Genomic DNA, 18,849 nt, shown 5'->3' on the forward strand with positions numbered 1-18,849 from the left:
AGTAAACAATATGGAGGCTATTATGAGAAAAATTATGCGTACTGTTGTGATAGGAGCCACCCTTCTTTTATCCCCCTGTGTAATGGCTGGTTCTGACGGTGTTGAACATGCCATGAAGATGATGAATAAAAGCTACCGCGCAGCACTTAAGGAGGAGGACGTTACATCCTTCAGGAAAGATATGCGGGAACTGAAAGCAACAGCAGAGTCCATCCTGAACAGCCCTGTAGAAGGGTATGACAGGGAAACGTATGTTGCAGGCATGTCACTTCTAATTGATGAGGTAACTGCCGTTGAAAGTACCGCTGAGAAGGAAGGTCTTGACGCCGGGAAAATTGCAGCACAGAAACTAGGCAGTCTGATGAGAAAATACCACAATAAACTAGGTGTTGACTGAGACCGGGAATTATTCGGTGAAGGTAGATATGCTGGAAAGATATCCCTGAACTGACATGATACACGTGCCTGTAATCAAGCAGATAGCTATGCACTGGTGAGGAAATTTCACAACGTTATCTTATCTGCAAAATACATATAAAAATGTTGGGGTAACAAACATGCATTATCAATGCTACATATTTTAGTTTGTTGCCTCAACATAAGTTAAGTACCTATTGGTGTTGCGCGGGGTGGATTCAGGGGGCCAAATTATATTTGGTGGTCACGCGTCAGTCTGTGTTTTGTTTGTTGGTCATGATGACCTGCTCCCCGTTGATTAGTACACCCCGATGTTAGTAATGTCTTCATAAGCCACATGAGGACATCCCCATGAAGAAGCGTTTTTCCGACGAACAGATCATCAGTATTCTCCGCGAAGCCGAAGCTGGGGTACCCGCCCGTGAACTCTGCCGCAAGCATGCCATTTCCGATGCCACGTTTTACACCTGGCGTAAGAAGTATGGCGGTATGGAGGTGCCTGAAGTTAAGCGCCTGAAGTCGCTTGAGGAAGAGAACACCAGACTCAAGAAGCTGCTTGCCGAAGCCATGCTGGATAAAGAGGCGCTTCAGGTGGCTCTTGGGCGAAAGTACTGACGACAGACCAGAAGCGGGAAGCCGTGATGTTGATGTGTGATGCGACCGGTCTGTCGCAACGTCGTGCCTGCAGGCTTACAGGTTTATCCCTGTCGACCTGCCGCTATGAGGCTCACCGTCCGGCTGCTGATGCGCATTTATCAGGGCGCATCACTGAGCTGGCACTAGAGCGCAGGCGTTTTGGCTACCGTCGTATTTGGCAGTTGCTGCGCCGTGAAGGGCTTCATGTTAATCATAAGCGCGTGTACCGGCTTTATCACCTCAGTGGCCTGGGCGTAAAACGCAGAAGACGTCGTAAAGGGCTGGCAACAGAACGTCTGCCGCTGCTCCGTCCGGCGGCGCCCAATCTGACCTGGTCGATGGATTTCGTCATGGACGCACTTTCCACCGGTCGCAGGATCAAGTGTCTTACCTGCGTCGATGATTTCACAAAGGAATGCCTGACGGTCACTGTTGCCTTTGGGATTTCAGGCGTTCAGGTCACGCGTATTCTGGACAGCATTGCACTGTTTCGAGGCTATCCGGCGACGATAAGAACTGACCAGGGGCCGGAGTTCACTTGCCGTGCACTGGATCAATGGGCCTTTGAGCATGGTGTTGAGTTGCGCTTAATCCAGCCGGGCAAGCCAACGCAGAACGGATTTATTGAGAGCTTTAACGGACGATTTCGCGATGAATGTTTGAATGAGCACTGGTTCAGCGATATCGTTCATGCCAGGAAAATTATTAATGACTGGCGGCAGGATTATAACGAATGCCGCCCGCACTCCACGCTGAATTATCAGACACCGTCTGAATTTGCAGCGGGCTGGAGAAAGGGTCATTCTGAGAATGAAGATTCCGACGTTACTAACTGAGTGTTGTATCTAATCGTGGGGGCAGGTCAATTACTGAGTGCATCTTGGTTTTGAGAAGTTAAGGTTATCATTAATAAAAAGGCATAATATTGAGTGGTCAACCAACCTTAAAAAAGTGGCTAAATTATGAACGAAAATTTACGTAATGCTCTTCCTCACAAAAACACACCATTTCTACGTGTGCTGCATATCATCGTAGCTGTATTGATTTTATTGCAGATTATTAATTCAAACCTTACCGAAAGCGATGCGCTTAGTGACTATACTCTCACTGGGTTCGTAACATGGTTCCATGTTATCACTGGGTTATCACTGATTGTCCTTGGGTTTGTCATGCTTGCATGGATGCTGACACAACGAGGATTTCGTTACTATTTTGCCTGGGTGGTCCTTGATTTTCGAGGTGTGGTTGAAGATATCAAAATGCTGATATCATTCCGTCTTCCTGAAGCTCATGCTGGTGGGATTGCTGCTCTGGTTCAGGGGCTTGGTGTACTTGCACTATTGGGCGTTGCATTATGTGGTGGATTCTGGTTTGCTCTCAATACTGCTCTTGGCACGTCACCTGTGCTGACAGAAACCGTCCTGCAGGTGCATAAGTTTCTGACTGTATTTATTGAAACCTATTTCTGGGCACATGGTGCGATGGGGTTGCTGCATATCTTCCTCACCGTTCGTAGCCAAAGGAAAAATCCCGTTACCGAATAGTGCTGTAGGTTTATGATGGATAAGATGCCCTGTAATGGTTGGCTAAAACAGACTATAACCGCGCATTTATCCGTCAATGCATTTTCTATTTATCCGTAATTCCGATGAGTATGCGTATTTGAAGGAAAAAATATATGCATCTTGAACGACATAGTATCGAAAAAGTGGGATGGCTGAGGGCAGCTGTACTGGGGGCAAATGACGGAATTGTTTCGACAGCGAGCCTTGTTCTTGGGGTTGCATCTGCAAATAGCAGTCCTTCCGGTGTTTTACTTGCAGGTGTTGCAGGACTGGTTGCCGGAGCTATGTCAATGGCTACAGGGGAATATGTTTCCGTCTCATCTCAGGCGGATACCGAAAACGCAGCACTTGCCCAGGAAAAAAGGGAGCTGGAAACTGATTATCAGGGAGAGGTGCGGGAACTGACTTCACTTTATATGCAACGTGGACTGGAGCCAGAGCTTGCCCGGCAGGTTGCGGAGCAACTTATGGTCAAAGATGCCCTGGATGCTCATGCCCGTGAAGAACTGGGGTTGACGGATATAAATTCTGCACAGCCCCTACAGGCAGCTGTCTTTTCTGCCCTGAGTTTTTCCGCTGGTGCGGTGTTACCCTTAATCGTGGCATGGCTCTCCCCTCTGAAACTGGCTTTTTTGTTGATAATCCTTTCCACCCTTTTTTCACTGGCGGTCCTTGGCTATATATCTTCGGTTTTGAGTAAAGCCTCTCCTGTCAGGGCGATCATAAGAATTACGTTCTGGAGTACCATGGCTATGCTTTTGTCTATGGGGATTGGTCATTTTGCAGGGCAGGCCCTGCTTTAATGTTATGAAGCACAATTCGAGTACCATCTTACTGGCGATGCTTCGCAAAACAATTTGCAATGCAGCTCCCTTCAAACTCGATTCCTGCTTGCGCCAATACCTGTTGAAGGGGTGATGGAGGGGATTCTCCCCCTCCATTTCAAGGGCAAGGACAACGCTACTTCTGGCAAATTTCCCGGTCGTAAACGCCACCATTGACAACCAAAATTTGTCGTTTCTTCTTTGAAATCATATCAGTCATTATCTTCGAGTCATCAAGAAAGATACCACCAAAGGTTCCAGGTCGTGCATTCTTCCCGGCGATTATAATCAGATCCCCAATATTCAATGCAGCAACTTTATCGTTATTGTAATTCGTATCTTCAAATATGAACTTCAGGCCTTCATCTGAACCGGGAATACCCAATGTTACTACAGGATTTTTTCTGAAAGTAACAGTACCGATACCAGTTATTTTTCCTGTTACCATTAACTGACATTTTTTGAAGTCATTTGTTGCCCTGAATTCATGTTGTTCAAACCGCGCATAAACTTCCCCTGTTGTATACATTCGCGGAAGTATATCGATTATCGATGGTTTGGATGGTTGCTCAGGTTGTTGCTGAGTTACGGTATCAGCATTTACCTTGGCCTTCACTTCGGGGGTTTTAGGCTGATATGGGGGGGGCGTCAGCCCGTAAAGGAGATTGATGCCGTAGGCTATTGCGACGGTTATGACTGCTATTTTAATATAACGTTCATAGGGTGATTTCATTTCGTTCTTCCATGAATTCTATTTTGGTAACATGATTGCCATTGCGGTGTATTTTCATATTGTCTGTTGGGGACTTCACCGTATTACGAATTTCGTTCATTGTTTCTTTCGATAACATATCGCAGCCTTCCATATACATAACCCTACGGGTATCGGTATCTGGTATGTTAGTGAAACTGCTACTGACCCATAAATCGGGTATTTCAATTCCATGTATCAGCTTCATATACACAACGATGAACGCATCTGTCAGGTGAAACCGTCCAACTGTGTATTTTCCGGTATAGGTATTACCAGAAGACGATGCTACCCAATCGTTTTTTAAAACCAAAGTCAGTGCATTATTTTCCATATTCAGACTCCAGTTCACGAATGCGATTGTTCGTCATGTCGGTAAGACATTTCTGTTCATTATTGCAGCCGGATTTGTGCTTTATCCATTCTCTTTGAGAAGGAAGCAATCGTTTTCGGGTTTCAGGGCTAAGGCTTTTCCAGACCGAATTAAGTTTCTCATCGCTTGCTTTATAACTGTGTGTATCGACGTTTGAGGTTACTGCATTGTTTTTGGGAGCTTCGCTACCGCTGCTATAGAAAACGGGTGCACGTACTCCCTGAGCGTAGTCTTTAGCTGCTTTTTCCCCCACGGCTTGCCCATTCGCAGTCAATACCTTTCCGAACTCTGTAGTGTCGAAACTGTAATTGCGGATCTCGCCATTGAAGTCCAGCTTCACGTTAACGGTTGTTGACTTCGAAATGGCAGTCAAGAAATCACCAGCTTCGGACCCGAAGGAACAAGTGACTTCTTTAGAATCACTGACATTAGGGCGTAACCCGTGCATCGTGAATCTGCCGTTATCAGTTGTAGCAGTGATATCTACCAGCGGAACGATTGATGATGATTGCTTTGTCATCGCGAAGCATATTCCCTTCAGATTTACATCCCTGTCCATCCCGAGAAACATCAGTGCGTTTTTGTCGCTGCTGGCGACACCCATTGATTTTGCCTCTGGCAAGAAATACACGGTACTGGAGGCGGTGGTTAAACCTGAAACGAAAACAACACCTGACGCCATGATTTTTAACGTTTTAATAAGAATTGTCATTCTGGATACCTTCTTTCTTTCGCACTCCATCGTGGACAGAGTATTCATTCCGTGAGTCTTGTTTACGAGAAACACTAACCGAAGAATCATGATCTTACATTGATCTATGAAATCTATCAATATCGTATAATTGATCTGTAAAAACGATCGATTAACATGGGGAGAAGAGGGGGAAGATGCGAAGGGTATTGTTTTTAAAGGGTTTTAAAATGGTTCATATGCTTGGTGTTAACGTCGGGCGGCGGGCAGCGGTTAGTCTTGAATACTGCGATTGAAAGACATAACAATCTACTTTGTGCGGGCTTTCCTGCAACCATAGAGGTGTTTCGATAAGAAGTGGTGCAATTGTACAGTTCGTAGACATAATGAATACGATGTAATTTTGAACCCTTGCTCTACAACGCTCTGTATCAAGTTTTACGGGGGTTTTATATTGAACGATGCCTGAAGTCTGCTTTAATCGCTCTGACAAGATACAGAGCGATTCATGGCTATATAGCGATGGATAGACGCTCATTTTAGCCCCAGGAGTTAACGAGATCTAATATTTCTTTAGTATCGGTAATGAAAGTAATGTTTTCGCCATCCCAAAGGAAACTCTGAACGTGTTTGTTTTTGTACTGAACCTTTATTCTCCACTTTTTTCCTATGTTATAGACAATGATATTTTCGATGATTCGTTTAAGCATCATATTCAGTTCTTGTGGCTCTTTGATATCCTGTAATAGTTTCAAGTCAAACGCCCGCTCAGAGATAATCATACTATTCTGTTGTTTTATTTTTTCTTCAACTTCTTGTAGTTTATCTTCAAGGTTATTTATCGTTTCCATTACACTTTTCGGGATCTTGGCCGCAGTAAGAAGCATATCATTTAGTTCCTGAATCCTCTTTTTTATTGTTTCCTGTTCTAACGGTAATGCCCCGTCAAAATTGGTGTTTTTCTCAAGTTTAAGTTTTTTCATTATCCTGTAAAGTGCTATTTCTATATTTTTGAAATTCTTGGTTGTGTTACATTTTCCATCTCTTGCATTAGCGCAAACATGGTATTGATATGTTTTTCCGGAAGCGATGTGAAATTTTCTGACAAGTGAGCCGCCGCATTCGTGCTTTAATATTCCGGCGAAGGCATTATGTTCAGATTTATATCCCGGTTTGTTTTGTTTATGATCAGACTGTAAGAGCATGAATTCTTCTTTACTGATAACAGCAGGATAATAATCCTCTATGATATCAAGCAGAATGATTTTGCGATCTTTAGTTGTCTCTGATGTTTGATATGCACCGTAAAGTGCAACCGAATTTATTGTTTTTCCAACTGTTGTATGATTCCAGCCAGCAGAACGTAATGGTTTGTGACCTTCGTCATTTAACACTTTAGCGATTTTATTTGTTCCAAACCCTTCACGTCGTAACTGAATGATTCTCCTGACCGTATCAACTTTGTCACTAAAAACAAATTTACCTTCTTTCCGTTTTAACCAGAAAGGCAGGATTTTATTGATAACCTCACCGCTTAGCGCTCGTTGTCGCTGCTGACTTTTCGTTTCACGCAGGCGCTGCGATTTTTTTTCAGATTCTTTATGGGCAAGGTCCGCAGCCAGAGCTATCCTGATGACACTCACGAGGTCATTGACGGATTCACGATTAAGTAATAAACCATCAACCAGTGAAGCGATAAAGACGTTGTGTTGCAGAATCGACTTAATTATCTGTTGAGTCACGTCAATACCTCTGCGGCTCAGACGATCTAACGACTCGATGATGATGGTTGAACCGGGTTCAATCTGTCCTTTCTCGATTGCTTCGAGCATGTCGCCCAGCGAAGGCCTGTTTCCCTCTTTGAATGCTGAGATTCCGAGGTCTTGAAAGTTCTTATCTGATAGAATCAAGCCATGCACGTGTGCGTACTGTTCTGCAAGCTCAGTTTGACGTCTTACGGAGTCACCTTGTTCTTGCTTCTTTGATGAGAACCTTATGTAAGAGTATGCTTTTCCGTTTTGTTTCATAAGTACCTCAGTAACTTACAAGAGAGTATCAATTTTGCTTCTTTGCAACAATATTACTATGCAGTTTGGCAGTAAGCCGCTGTTCGAAAACATTTCCGTCAAATTTGGCGGCGGCAACCGTTACGGCCTGATTGGCGCCAACGGTAGCGGTAAATCTACTTTTATGAAAATCCTCGGCGGTGATTTAGAGCCGACGCTGGGCAACGTTTCGCTCGATCCAAACGAGCGCATCGGTAAGCTGCGTCAGGATCAGTTCGCCTTTGAAGAGTTCACCGTCCTTGACACCGTTATCATGGGACACGCGGAGCTGTGGGAAGTGAAGCAGGAGCGCGATCGCATATACGCGCTGGCGGAGATGAGCGAAGAAGATGGCTACAAAGTGGCCGATCTCGAAGTGCTGTACGGCGAAATGGATGGCTACTCTGCGGAAGCGCGTGCGGGCGAGCTGCTGCTGGGTGTGGGTATTCCGGTAGAACAACATTACGGCCCGATGAGCGAAGTTGCGCCAGGCTGGAAACTGCGTGTTCTGCTGGCGCAGGCGCTGTTCTCTAATCCGGATATCCTGCTGCTCGACGAACCAACGAACAACCTGGACATCGACACCATCCGCTGGCTGGAGCAGACGCTGAACGATCGCGACAGCACCATGATCATCATCTCGCACGACCGTCACTTCCTGAACATGGTGTGTACACACATGGCGGACCTGGACTACGGCGAGCTGCGCGTTTATCCGGGCAACTACGACGAGTACATGACGGCAGCCACGCAGGCGCGTGAACGTCTGCTGGCGGATAACGCCAAGAAGAAAGCCCAGATTGCTGATCTGCAGTCTTTCGTCAGCCGCTTCAGCGCGAACGCCTCTAAATCTCGCCAGGCGACCTCTCGTGCGCGTCAGATTGACAAGATCAAGCTTGATGAAGTGAAAGCGTCCAGCCGTCAGAACCCATTCATCCGCTTCGAGCAGGACAAGAAACTGTTCCGTAATGCGCTGGAAGTTGAAGCCCTGGCTAAAGGTTTTGAAAACGGTCCGCTGTTTAAAAACTTTAACCTGCTGCTGGAAGTGGGCGAGAAGATCGCCATTCTGGGTGCCAACGGCGTGGGTAAATCCACCCTGCTGAAAACCCTGGTCGGCGAACTGCAGCCGGATAACGGTACCGTGAAGTGGTCTGAAAACGCGCAGATTGGTTATTACGCACAGGACCATGAATACGAGTTCGAAAACGACCTGACCGTCTTCGACTGGATGAGCCAGTGGAAGCAGGAAGGCGACGACGAGCAGGCAGTGCGCAGCATTCTGGGTCGTCTGCTGTTCAGCCAGGACGACATCAAGAAGCCTGCTAAAGTGCTGTCCGGTGGTGAAAAAGGGCGCATGCTATTCGGTAAGCTGATGATGGAAAAACCTAATATCCTGGTGATGGATGAACCGACTAACCACCTGGATATGGAATCTATCGAATCGCTGAACATGGCGCTGGAGATGTATCAGGGGACCCTGATCTTCGTCTCTCACGACCGTGAATTCGTCAGCTCGCTGGCGACCCGCGTGATCGAAATTACGCCTGAGCGCGTGGTGGACTTCACCGGTAACTACGAAGATTACCTGCGCAGTAAAGGTATCGAGGGTTAAAAAAAAAGCCCGGTGGCGCTACGCCTACCGGGCCTGTGTTTGATGCCCTCTCCCTGTGGGAGCGGGCATCAGGCCGTACTAGACCACCCATTCATTCCCTTCAATACCATTCACCAGCAGCGTGCGTTTTTCCCCGGCCGGTAACGATATCTTCAGCGCTTTCCACGCCGGACGATAATCTCCCCGCGCACTGACCTTCAGGTTGATGGTGGCACCGTCGCATGCCATGTCCCATTCCACCCACAGCGCATTGCCGTTCTGATAGCCCCAGCTTTCACCATCGTCTTCAAACAGCAGGCCCGCGGTTGAACCGACGCCTTTCACCGGGAACAGTTTCAGCTCACGGGTAGTGTCTTTTTCCGCGCTGACATGCGCAATGCGTTCGCTGAGCGGCAGACCCGCACCGGCACGTACCAGCAGCGGCAATTTCTCCAGCGGCGCATCACGTACGATCCACTGCCCGCCAGCGAACCACTCGTGGGTGTAAAAATCGTACCAGCCCGTTTCGTTATCCGGCAGCCAGACGCATCGCTCGCGCTGCCCGGCCTCCACCACGCTTGCCACCAGCAGGTCGCGACCCAGCAGGAAATCATCGTTCTCCTCAAACGTCTGCGCATCGTGTTCGTGGTCGAGGAAGGTCGGGCGTAGCATCGGTTCGTCGTCGGTATGCGCTTGCCAGAGCAGGGTATAAAGGTACGGCAGCAGACGATAGCGTAATTCAATGGCACCACGAATAGCCGGCGTCACGCCCGGATACATCCACGGCTCGTTAACGGTGTGGTCATCATTCCATGAGTGAATAGTAAAGCGCGGATGCATCACGCCGTTTTGCACCCAGCGTACGAACAGTTCCGCGTCGGGTTTGTCGCCGGAGAAACCACCGACATCATGACCCACATTAAACAGCCCGGACAGGCTCATTCCCAGACCCATGCGGGTGTTATAGCGCAGGGTGTCCCAGCTGGTACGGTTATCGCCGCTCCAGGTCTGGACGTAACGCTGCATGCCCGCGCAGCCGGAGCGGGAAATGAGATACGGACGTTTTTCCGGGGCAAAACGCTGCTGCGCTTCCAGCGAGGCACGCATCATCAGCAGCGGCATCACCGGGCGAATGTGCTTGATCGCGATTTCCTTGCCAAAGCCGTGGCAGCGGGCTTCGCCATCCCACACTTCATATTCGTTGTTGTCGTTCCAGGTGGCGTCGATCCCCATCTCAAGCAGCTGCGTGGTTACCCCTTCCTGCCACCATTTCACCGTCTGTGGGTTGGTAAAATCGAGGTGAGAACCTTCGTCATCCCAGAAGCTGGAGCGTTCTGGCGCGTCGGTTTCCGAATCGCGGATGAACAACCCGTTTTCCGCCACGTCGTTATAGCGCGGGTGATCCTGCAGCAGGCATGGCTTGATGTTGGCCGCCAGCTTTAACCCTGCGTCGTGGAAGGCCTGGGTCATCACCTTCGGCTGCGGCACCTTGTCGTGGTTCCAGTTAAAGACGTAGCGCTTGCCGTTGATCGAGGTATAGCCCGAAGAGAGCTGGAACGAGTCGCAGGGAATAGCATGTTCTTCGCACAGACGAATAAAGTTCATCAGCTGGTTCTGCGCATCCGGCGCGTCGGTGTAATGCATGGTCGAACCGCTGTAACCCAGGCTCCATTTCGGCCCGAAGAGCGTTTTCCCGGTCAGACGCACGAAGGCTTTGGTCACGTCCAGCGCCCGTTTTCCCGTGAACAGGTAGTAATCGATGTCGCCCGCTTCCGCCTGCCAGCGACGATAGGCGGTGTGATAGTTGTCAATCTCGTTGCCCAGATCCAGCCAGCAGCTGCTCAGGTTGTCGTAGAAGAGACCGTAGCTCACGTCATCGCGACGGGTGAGGGTGAACGGAATATGTTTGTACAGAGGATCGGTGCTGGCCGCGTTGTAGCCCATTGCATCGAGGTTGCGCATCTCGTAACGTTTACCGTTACGTTGCAGATCGCCGGTTTTCTCACCCAGACCGTAGAAGTGTTCATCCTTGCGGCGGCTCAGGTAGTGCGCTGCACCGTCGCCATGGGCGTTCAGCAGATAGGCACTGGTCGGACGGTCGTTCACCAGCGGCTGCCACTCACCCGCCTCATTGCGGTAGTGCCACTCCAGCCACAGCGGCTGATGCACGGTCACACGCAATTGTTCGGTGGCAACCGTCAGCACGTCGTCCCGCTGCGTTAGCGTCCAGGCGGGGCAGGTGAAACCACTCAGATCGTCGCGGCGGCGACCTTCCCACGGCACATCTTGCTGCGGGGCGATGCTCCAGGTGCGATCCAGCGTCAGCTCACCTTTGCGTTTAATCAGCACGCGGAACAGATTTTCTTCCAGCACATACAGGCACAGACGGTGCTGGTTATCGACCAGCAGTTCCAGATGATTTGCCGACTGCTTATCAACGGTCCAGTTTTTCAGGGTTTTCATATGCAATACATCCACTATCAGGCGCGCTTGGCGCGACGTTCAGCAATAAATGCCACCAGGAAAACAGCGCCAATCAGGTCAAAGAACCCCATGGCAATAAAGAGCGGGTTAAAGCCGATTTTGTCGGCGGTCACCCCAATTAACAGGGAGAACAGGAAGCTGGCGATCCAGGCCGCCGAGCCGCGCATGCCGTTAACGGTCGCCATCTGACCTTTATCAAATGACTCCACGACCAGGGCGCTGAGCATGCAGGAGATGATCTGATGCCCGAAACCGCCGATGGAGATCAGCACGATGGTGATATACGGGTCGCGGGTAATGGCCACGACCGCCAGGGAGATCATCAGGAATGCGCCGGTGACGGAGCTGGCCACCACCGAGTTCACACGGCTGCAGCCGAACAGTCGGGCATACAGACGGGTGAGGTAGCCGCTTGCCACGCTGCCGAGGTCCGCGGCAAGGAACGGCAGCCAGGCAAACATCGCAATCTGCTTCAAATCCATGCCGTGCTCTTTGGCGAGATACAGCGGAACCCAGAAGCTCAGCACGGCCCAGGCCGGTTCGGCCATAAACGCCGGAAGGGCGATACCGTAGAAGCGCTTATTTTTGGAGACATTTTTCAGCGCGGTGAGGAAGGGCAGTTTTACCGCAGGCGGTTCGTTATCCTGCTTGATAAACGCCAGCTCGTCCTTGCTCAGGTTCGGATGCTGTTCCGGGTTGTGGTAAAAAGCCCACCAGAGGATCACCCACAGCAGCGCCAGCACGCCGGTAAACATAAATGCGCCCTGCCAGCCAAACGAGGCGTGCGCGAAATAGATGATGGGCGGTGCCAGCATCGCGCCAATGGAGAACCCTACGCCCGCCCAACCGGCCGCGACAGGACGTTCCGATTTCGGGAACCACTCGCCAATGGTTTTCGCATTCGCCGGCGTGGCGGCCGCTTCAGAAGCACCCATAAAGAAGCGCAGAATAGCCAGGTGCAGCCAGCTGCCCGCCCCGGCGTGGAAAATACACATCAGCGCCCAGATCCCGGCGCAAACCATAAAGCCAATCTTCAGACCAATCACGTCGATCAACCAGCCGCACAGAGGCTGGAAAATGGTGTAGGCAATCTGAAATGCCCCGACGATCCAGGAGTATTGCTCGGTAGTGATCCCAAGGCTCTCTTTCAACTCAGGGGCGAGAATACCCAGCGAGTTTCGGGTGATGTAGTTAACGGTGACGCCCAGTAAGAACAGCACCAGCACATACCAGCGCAGGTTCTTAATGACGCGACGGGTTTTGCTTGTCGCAACGGTGTTATTGATGTCCTGACTCATTTTACTCTCCACAAGACGGACGGTAAGGGGACGGAGGTTCAGGTGTCACACAGATTTTTATGGCTTTGATTTCTATCCGTTTTAATTTCGAAGTTGCTATACAACTAGTATGGAAGTGGTGTGACAAATTCACCTTAAGGGAGAAAATGAGCGGGCAATAGTGGATTTTGTGCAAAATTTCTCATCAATGACATAAATCATCTGGCATGATGCTTTTCATGCCAGTTACTGCCTGATGAGTACGCTATGAAAATTTTTTCATTTCGCAAATGGAGCCAGATCACAAAATGGACAAAAGGCTAAAAATCACCGAAATTGCCGCCCGCACACAGCTCTCCATCAGCACCGTGTCGCGGGTGCTGGCAGGAAAAGCGAACACCAGTGAAAAAGCGCGCGCCAGAGTACTGGCTTGTGCGCGGGAGCTGGGGGTGATGGACGGTCTGGCGGCGGGGCGTCTGCTGCTCAACAGCCTGGTGGTTTTTGCGCCACAGCGCGCCTTTGACGAGCGGTCCGACATCTTTTACTACCGCGTGATTCAGAGCGTGAGTAAAGGCCTTGCTTCCCACGATGTCCGTCTGCGTTATTGCGCGCTGGAAGAAAATGACAGCGACGCACAGCTTTTTCTGGCACGGATGAACGAGCCGGAGACACAGGCCGCTATTCTTCTCGGTATCGACGATCCGCATATCCACGATCTGGCGGTGGATGTGGGTAAACCCTGCATGCTGATTAACTGCCGCGACCGGCATATGCGCCTGCCTGCAGTGGCACCGGACCACCGCGCGATAGGTGAGCGGGCCGCGGACTATCTGTTTGAAATGGGACACCGTGAGGTGATGAATGTCCTCTGCCTGCGGCGTTACACCATGGAACTGCGTCTGGCCGGGATCCGCGATGCGTGGCAGTCTCACAACCTGAAATTCAACGATAAACGCGATCTGCTGGTGGCTCCGAGCTTCAGCGCGCGTGAAACGGAAGAGCTGGTCACCTCCTGGCTCCGTCAAATGCAGGGTAAGGATCTGCCCACCGCATTTTTGGTCGGCGGCGATTTTATGGCGGCGGGCACCATCAGTGCGCTGCAAAAACAGGGCTTGCGCGTGCCGCAGGATATCTCGGTGATGAGCATTGACGGGTTTAATCTGGCGGCCATTCAGGATGTTCCGCTCACGGCGGTGCACGTACCGCGCGATGAACTGGGAACCGAAGCGGTGCATATGCTTCAGCAACGGCTGATGCGCCCGGATGCGCCGGTGGGAACGTTATTGCTTAACGGCACGCTGGCCGTGCGGGGATCTGTCCGGCGGATACGTCAGGGGAAACGACGCACCGCCGTGGAGCGGGAAGGGTTATACGACAGTTAAGCCATACCCAGTGCACGCTTGCCGTGAATATTCAGATCGTTCACGGTAAAGCGGTCCTGCCAGTTTTTTTCATAATCTTCGCGCGGGAAATCGCCCGGCGATGCACCGGTTTCCAGCGCTGCTTTCACTTTTTTCGCATAGGCGAGGTTTTTCTCGCACATCGGGGCGGCAGGGATATACATCACGTTGCCCCAGCCTTGCTGATTTTCCACCGGTGCAACGGAGTGGATGACGTCACAGTGCCACCACACGGAATCGCCTGCTTCCAGTGCAGGAATGCTGCTCAGCGCTTCGATTAACAGCGGATGCCATTTCTCGGAGACCGGCAGGACACGTCCCGGCGCGACGCCGCAGAGTTCATCTTCCGGGACATCATCCAGCAGCGGACGCAGCAGAATGTAAGCCATCGCTTCCGGAATAGGCACCACATGCAGTAGCCCCTGACCCGGGATCATATCTGACAGCGCCGTCCAGCCCTGGAAGGTGCGGAATACAGAACATTTTGTGGTGTTATCCACGGTGTACTCTTCCACTTCGGTACGGTGTGCGGCGTTCCACGGATCGTATTTATCCACGTTGCCGTCAAAAACGCGGGCAAAGACCTGCTGATAGGCCGGCAGCAGCCAGCGCTCCAGCGCGCCGGAATCGGTATGCGCGCCCAGCCCTTTAGAGGTGGTACCCGGTGGGCGACGACGAATACGGTCCGGATAAATGACGCTGACGTCCGGATCGAACCACTGCTTGCCATTACTCTCGAAGGTCCATAAACGGTTCAGGAACGACTGTACCTGCGCCATCTCTTCACTCTGGCGGGCCTGCATTTGCGCCTGCGACCAGTAGATAGGGTAAATTTCCGGACGTGAGGCGGTTAAGGTACCAAAGAAGTTATCGCCCGGACCTTTATAGACCTCATCAAACCGGTTGAGATCGAGGTAGTCGAGCATCGATTGATCCCACGCCAGCGCCTGCTCACGAGGGAAGTGACCTTTAATCACCGCGCAGCCACGGCGTTTGACCGCGTCACGCTGTGCCTGGGTGATCGTCCCGTTTTTCACATCCGCAAACGGGATAACCGGCCAGACGGTTTCACCTTTGTTCTTCAGGGCATTAATTTCCGCCACGCGGGTCGCGATTTTATCGCTGAGCGTGTCGAATACCGCCTGAACGTCTCCGATCTGCGCACGTAGTTCACGCTTCAACTGACGAATCGCTGCTTTATGGTCCGCAGGCAAACTTTCACTGGTAAACGTCATAACTGCCTCGCATCTTTCATTCGAAAGTAAAAATATCTACAAGTGATACTTTAAGTTAAAAATTAGTTAATGCAAGTTTAAATATTTGACGTGTGCCACAGGATGGAAAAAGAGTGAGGTGCCGGAGCAGTGCTCCGGCAAGAGAGAGATTACGCGTCGAACGGGGAGTGGTCGTCAAGCACGGCCTGAATCACATTCAGTGCGCCCTGATGGTTGTTGTCATCCGTGCTGTAGCGGCAGATCGTTTTGATGCTCTGCGCCGCGTTGCCCATGGCAAAATTGTATTTCACCAGCTTCAGCATTTCCGCATCGTTGCCGCTGTCGCCGATGGCCACGCACGCCTGTGGGGAGATTTTCCAGCGCTTCAGCAGACGGCTAATGCCGTTGGCTTTGTGCAGGCCCGGGATAATTAAATCGACAAACCCAAAACCGCTGGTGACGGGTTTCATAATCCCGTCGAGGGAGACGTGCAGTTTGTCGACAAGATTCGGGATATCGCTGTCCGGCAGATTCAGGGAGAATTTGAACAGCACGTCGTCAATTTCGCGGTAATCACGGATGCGTTTTAAGCGGTGGTAGTGCTTTGACATGAGCGCCACAAACGCGTCCGGCGCCCGTTCGCTGACGTAGGCGCTCTCCAGCCCACAGGCCACAAAGTTGAGCGCGTTGTCTTTCAGCAACTCGCCAATGACAATTTGCGACTCATGGCGGGTCAGTTCACCGTGAAAAATCTGCTCACCGTGATCGAACACCAGCGCGCCATTTTCCGCCACGAAGGAGATCTGATCTTTCAGTTCCGGGAAGAAGGAGATGAGCTGGTAATACTGGTTGCCGCTGGCGACAACAAATTCAATATCACGGGCTTTAAGCTGCTCAAACTGTGCCTGAAAGCGGTCGCGGTCGTACTGCTTGGCATCATCAAGGAAAGTTCCGTCCATATCGGTGACGATAACTTTTACGGTCATACTGTGCTCCTGAGTCACTGCGTTTGAAACATTCTAATAACAAGGTGACGGAGAGCACAAATTTAATTTCATTCGAAAGTCAAAGCAAAGCGGCAACCGAAATTGCCGCTTAAAGACAGGTTCCCTCTCCTTGATGGGAGAGGGCATAAGTCTGAAGAGAGTTAAAGCGTGTGCTCGGTACGCGCAATAATATCGTCCTGCGCATCCGGCGACAGGGCGGTAAAGAACGCGGAGTACCCTGCGACGCGCACCACCAGGTCACGATACTGGTCCGGGTGTTTCTTCGCTTCCAGCAGCGTTTCACGCGAAACGATGTTGTACTGAATATGCCAGCCCTTGTGCACTTCAAAGAAGGTACGCAGAAGCACCATCAGTTTCTGACGGTCACTGTCATTTTCCAGCGTCGACGGATTGAGCTTCTGGTTTAACAGTACCCCGCCGAGGATCGCTTCGGTTGGCAGTTTGCCGACAGAGCCAATTACCGCCGTCGGGCCGAGGTGGTCAGTACCGGAGGCCGGGCTGGCTCCTTCTGCCAGCGGAGTATGCGCCTTACGTCCATCCGGGGTTGCCATCGTTGCCGCGCCAAACGGCACGTTCGCGGAGATAGATGACGTGCCGGCATAGTAGTTACCGCCAATCGGACCACGGCCATAGCGCGGGTTATGGTACTGCTTCAGCTCGGCGATATAGGTTTCGTAGGCACGGGTCAGCAGCATATCCACGCTGTCGTCATCGTTACCGTATTTTGGCGCGCCGTTGATCAGCCGCTGACGCAGCTGCTCGTGGGTCAGCCCGTCGAAATCATCGGCCAGAGCGGCGGCCAGCTGTTGCTGACCTATCGTACCCTGTTCGAAGACCAGTTTTTTCACCGCGGCCAGGCTGTTGCCCAGGTTAGCAATACCCACCTGCAGGCCTGACACCCAGTCATACTTCGCGCCGCCTTGTTTGATGCTTTTCGCGCGTTCTATGCAGTCATCCACCAGCGCTGAGCAGAGAATATCGGGGACGTTCTCTTCCAGCATCGTGTCTACCACATACTCAATCTCGATAGATTTGCGGGTGTAGTAGCGGATCTGGGTATCCCACGCTGCCATCACCTCTTCGAAGTTATCGAAGTTACCGGCAGAGAGTGCTTTCTCCTGTGGCAGGAATACCTTACCGCTGGTGGCATCGCGGCCGCCTTCCAGCGCTGCCAGCATCACGCGGGCGAAGTTGATAAAGCTCATGCCGGTGCAGCGATAACCCCATTTGCCACCCACTGCGGTTTCGATGCAGCCAATCGCGGCATAGTCATAGGCATCCTCTTTTTCGACGCCGAGCTTGATGAATTCCGGAATGACAATCTCATCGTTGTTGAACGCGGGCATACCAAAGCCGCAGCGGATCACCTGCACGCAGGCGTCGAGGAAGTCATTGCTCATGCCCGCATGATAACGCACGCTCAGGTTTGGCTGCGTGGAGCGCAGACGACCGCAGGATTCCAGAATCGCGTAGCTGAGCGGGTTGACCGCGTCCATAGGCTCACCGTTGATCAGCGTCTGTCCACCAATGGTGACGTTCTGATACAGCGGGCTACCCGCTGAGGCTTTGGAGTGCGAACCGGAGCGGATTTTGTTCACTTCCAGCAGCTTCAGCCAGCAGCTGTGCAGCAGCTCGATGGCATGTTCGCGGTCGAGGCTCTGGTTCAGCTCCACGTCGCGGCGGTAGTACGGATAGAGGTACTGGTCCATGCGGGCAAACGAGACGGAGTGGCCGTTGGACTCAATCTGCAGAATAAGCTGGATGAAGTAGCACAGCTGCAGCGCCTGCCAGAAGGTTGTTGGCGGCTGATGGGCAATCACATCACAGTTTTCTGCCATCGCCAGCAGCTCGTCGCGACGGCTTACACGGGATTCGGTTGCCGCCATTTCACGCGCCAGCGCGGCGAAACGTTCGATGTGCAGGCTGACCGCTTCCAGCACAATATCGATCGCTTTCAGGAACTGTTCCCCGTAAAGGTCGTCGAGCACCGTCAGGTTGATACGCGAACGACGCTCGGCCACTTTGTCGCGCAGACCATCGAGGCCTTTCTCCAGCAGCAGCGGGAAGTTAACCGCCAGGTGTGCGTCGCCGGAGGTCATGTTACCTTCCGCTTTGATAATGCCGGTTTCCAGCAGCCCTTTTTGCTCGTCGGTGAACATGCCGTAGCAGCGATCCTGCACCGTCTGGCCGCGCCACCATGGGCAGATCTCATGCAATACGCGCTTGTTTTCTTCGCTCACCGCAAAGCCTGCGCCCGGACGGTCCGCCAGATCGTCAATCTCTTTTTCAATCCACGAGACGGTGTATTCCGGGAAAATTGGCGCGGCGCGGACTTCACTGGCCTGGTTACCGATGATGAGCTCATCGTGTTTTATCCAGATGGTGCGCTGCGCGAGGTGATGCGCCAGCGCCAGCGCGCGACGCACCGGGATCGGCTTGTCCATATGCTGCTGGTACATCTCGGTGTAATGCAGGGCGCGCTCGGTACAGACCGGCGGCTTCACGATATGCACGAGGGCCGTTTTGTGTGCTTTTATGCGCTCGCTAAGGGTGCTGAGATTCAGGGTCGTCATA

General features: G+C 51.6%; 15 protein-coding genes. 6 read left to right on the forward strand and 9 right to left on the reverse strand.

The genetic code is table 11. From position 1 onward, the window contains the following. Positions 1–22 precede the first annotated feature (22 nt). The 4 genes from HV340_RS06810 to HV340_RS06825 all read left to right on the forward strand — a co-directional run bounded on the left by HV340_RS06810 (position 23) and on the right by HV340_RS06825 (position 3,421). Entirely contained in the window at positions 23–397 is a 375-nt protein-coding gene (locus HV340_RS06810; RefSeq protein WP_013096889.1) for a cytochrome b562, read from the forward strand. Between the two features lie 371 nt (positions 398–768). After that, positions 769–1,889 (forward strand): IS3-like element ISSen4 family transposase gene (locus tag HV340_RS06815; protein WP_085950818.1). Its coding sequence is split into 2 segments (ribosomal slippage): positions 769–1,027 and positions 1,027–1,889, totalling 1,122 coding nucleotides; the frame shifts between segments, so codons are not numbered across the junction. A 126-nt stretch (positions 1,890–2,015) separates the two neighbouring features. Beyond that, positions 2,016–2,597 carry a cytochrome b/b6 domain-containing protein gene (locus HV340_RS06820; RefSeq protein ID WP_181216385.1) on the forward strand — a complete coding sequence of 194 codons (582 nt, stop codon included), beginning with the start codon at positions 2,016–2,018 and terminating at the stop codon, positions 2,595–2,597. Between the two features lie 134 nt (positions 2,598–2,731). Further along, complete coding sequence (locus HV340_RS06825; protein ID WP_000549951.1) at positions 2,732–3,421, forward strand: VIT family protein; 690 nt, start codon at positions 2,732–2,734, stop codon at positions 3,419–3,421. Between the two features lie 157 nt (positions 3,422–3,578). Here the strand turns inward: HV340_RS06825 and HV340_RS06830 are convergent, their stop codons facing one another. From HV340_RS06830 to HV340_RS06845, 4 genes are all read right to left on the reverse strand, one after another. Continuing rightward, positions 3,579–4,175 carry a hypothetical protein gene (locus HV340_RS06830; RefSeq protein ID WP_016537359.1) on the reverse strand — a complete coding sequence of 199 codons (597 nt, stop codon included), beginning with the start codon at positions 4,173–4,175 and terminating at the stop codon, positions 3,579–3,581. Beyond that, positions 4,159–4,527, reverse strand: coding sequence for a hypothetical protein (locus HV340_RS06835; protein WP_029464058.1), 369 nt, complete (start codon positions 4,525–4,527; stop codon positions 4,159–4,161). The genes HV340_RS06830 and HV340_RS06835 overlap by 17 nt, the downstream gene beginning before the upstream one ends. After that, positions 4,517–5,278 (reverse strand): lysozyme inhibitor LprI family protein, encoded by a 762-nt coding sequence (locus tag HV340_RS06840; RefSeq protein WP_172421297.1) that lies wholly within the window; start codon positions 5,276–5,278, stop codon positions 4,517–4,519. Before HV340_RS06840 ends, HV340_RS06835 begins: the two co-directional genes overlap by 11 nt. Before the next feature lie 518 nt (positions 5,279–5,796). Next, positions 5,797–7,284, reverse strand: a complete 1,488-nt coding sequence (locus HV340_RS06845) for a recombinase family protein (protein WP_033145010.1) — start codon at positions 7,282–7,284, stop codon at positions 5,797–5,799. A gap of 34 nt (positions 7,285–7,318) precedes the next feature. On the opposite strand from HV340_RS06845, the gene HV340_RS06850 reads away from it, so the two are divergent. Beyond that, complete coding sequence (locus HV340_RS06850; protein ID WP_047357146.1) at positions 7,319–8,914, forward strand: ABC-F family ATPase; 1,596 nt, start codon at positions 7,319–7,321, stop codon at positions 8,912–8,914. A gap of 78 nt (positions 8,915–8,992) precedes the next feature. On the opposite strand, the gene HV340_RS06855 is transcribed toward HV340_RS06850, so the two are convergent. Continuing rightward, complete coding sequence (locus HV340_RS06855) at positions 8,993–11,356, reverse strand: glycoside hydrolase family 31 protein (RefSeq protein ID WP_063925233.1); 2,364 nt, start codon at positions 11,354–11,356, stop codon at positions 8,993–8,995. Between the two features lie 17 nt (positions 11,357–11,373). Beyond that, a complete protein-coding gene (locus HV340_RS06860; RefSeq protein WP_020884899.1) occupies positions 11,374–12,675 on the reverse strand; it encodes an MFS transporter in 1,302 nt (433 codons plus the stop codon). Positions 12,676–12,962: 287 nt separating this feature from the next. Between HV340_RS06860 and HV340_RS06865 the strand changes: the two genes are divergently transcribed. Beyond that, on the forward strand, positions 12,963–14,036 hold the full coding sequence (locus HV340_RS06865) for a LacI family DNA-binding transcriptional regulator (RefSeq protein WP_047366374.1): 1,074 nt from the start codon (positions 12,963–12,965) through the stop codon (positions 14,034–14,036). Here HV340_RS06865 and HV340_RS06870 read toward each other — a convergent pair. From HV340_RS06870 to HV340_RS06880, 3 genes are all read right to left on the reverse strand, one after another. Then, positions 14,033–15,289, reverse strand: a complete 1,257-nt coding sequence (locus tag HV340_RS06870; RefSeq protein WP_014169275.1) for a DUF1479 domain-containing protein — start codon at positions 15,287–15,289, stop codon at positions 14,033–14,035. The genes HV340_RS06865 and HV340_RS06870 overlap by 4 nt on opposite strands. A 149-nt stretch (positions 15,290–15,438) precedes the next feature. Then, a complete protein-coding gene (locus HV340_RS06875; RefSeq protein WP_025204614.1) occupies positions 15,439–16,254 on the reverse strand; it encodes a Cof-type HAD-IIB family hydrolase in 816 nt (271 codons plus the stop codon). 161 nt (positions 16,255–16,415) lie between these two features. Continuing rightward, positions 16,416–18,848 carry a formate C-acetyltransferase/glycerol dehydratase family glycyl radical enzyme gene (locus tag HV340_RS06880; RefSeq protein ID WP_063925232.1) on the reverse strand — a complete coding sequence of 811 codons (2,433 nt, stop codon included), beginning with the start codon at positions 18,846–18,848 and terminating at the stop codon, positions 16,416–16,418. Between the last annotated feature and the right edge of the window lies 1 nt (position 18,849).

This window comes from Enterobacter sp. RHBSTW-00975 (genome assembly GCF_013615235.1).
GTDB classification, from domain to species: Bacteria; Pseudomonadota; Gammaproteobacteria; order Enterobacterales; family Enterobacteriaceae; genus Enterobacter; species Enterobacter ludwigii.

Bases quoted from the DNA above. Each gene is read 5' to 3' on its own strand.
- HV340_RS06810 (WP_013096889.1), top strand. From the start codon at position 23: ATGAGAAAAATTATGCGTACTGTTGTGATAGGAGCCACCCTTCTTTTA.
- HV340_RS06820 (WP_181216385.1), top strand. From the start codon at position 2,016: ATGAACGAAAATTTACGTAATGCTCTTCCTCACAAAAACACACCATTT.
- HV340_RS06825 (WP_000549951.1), top strand. From the start codon at position 2,732: ATGCATCTTGAACGACATAGTATCGAAAAAGTGGGATGGCTGAGGGCA.
- HV340_RS06830 (WP_016537359.1), bottom strand. From the start codon at position 4,175: ATGAAATCACCCTATGAACGTTATATTAAAATAGCAGTCATAACCGTC.
- HV340_RS06835 (WP_029464058.1), bottom strand. From the start codon at position 4,527: ATGGAAAATAATGCACTGACTTTGGTTTTAAAAAACGATTGGGTAGCA.
- HV340_RS06840 (WP_172421297.1), bottom strand. From the start codon at position 5,278: ATGACAATTCTTATTAAAACGTTAAAAATCATGGCGTCAGGTGTTGTT.
- HV340_RS06845 (WP_033145010.1), bottom strand. From the start codon at position 7,284: ATGAAACAAAACGGAAAAGCATACTCTTACATAAGGTTCTCATCAAAG.
- HV340_RS06855 (WP_063925233.1), bottom strand. From the start codon at position 11,356: ATGAAAACCCTGAAAAACTGGACCGTTGATAAGCAGTCGGCAAATCAT.
- HV340_RS06860 (WP_020884899.1), bottom strand. From the start codon at position 12,675: ATGAGTCAGGACATCAATAACACCGTTGCGACAAGCAAAACCCGTCGC.
- HV340_RS06865 (WP_047366374.1), top strand. From the start codon at position 12,963: ATGGACAAAAGGCTAAAAATCACCGAAATTGCCGCCCGCACACAGCTC.
- HV340_RS06870 (WP_014169275.1), bottom strand. From the start codon at position 15,289: ATGACGTTTACCAGTGAAAGTTTGCCTGCGGACCATAAAGCAGCGATT.
- HV340_RS06875 (WP_025204614.1), bottom strand. From the start codon at position 16,254: ATGACCGTAAAAGTTATCGTCACCGATATGGACGGAACTTTCCTTGAT.
- HV340_RS06880 (WP_063925232.1), bottom strand. From the start codon at position 18,848: ATGACGACCCTGAATCTCAGCACCCTTAGCGAGCGCATAAAAGCACAC.